1 pseudogene is annotated in these 344 nt (G+C 72.4%); it reads left to right on the top strand.

The features are described 5' to 3' along the window. A pseudogene (locus tag ACWJ6R_RS38150) lies at positions 1-344 on the top strand (LacI family transcriptional regulator); the annotation flags it as partial.

The following is a 344-nucleotide window of genomic DNA, read 5'->3' as shown; positions in this document are numbered from 1 at the left end:
CGATCTTCCCGGCCTTCGCGCAGGCGATCGAGAAGGCGCTCACCCAGCACGGCTACACGCCGCTGCTGTGCACCCGGCTGCCCGGCGCGCCGCCGAGGACGAGTTCACCGAGCTGCTCGTCGACCGCGGGGTGAGCGGCATCATCTTCGTCTCCGGACTGCACGCCGACGTCACCGCCAACCAGGACCGCTACACCCGGCTGCTCGGGCAGGGCGTGCCGCTGGTCCTGCTCAACGGGCACTCGGGCGACGTGCAGGCCCCGTTCATCTCGCCGGACGACTGGGCCGCGGCGCGGCTGGCCGTACAGCACCTGGTCGACCTCGGGCACGAGCGCATCGGCCTGG

It is taken from the genome of Planomonospora algeriensis (assembly GCF_977012225.1).
The sequence above is the reverse complement of the archived record's forward strand: the minus strand, read 5'-3'. Positions and strand labels throughout refer to the sequence as shown.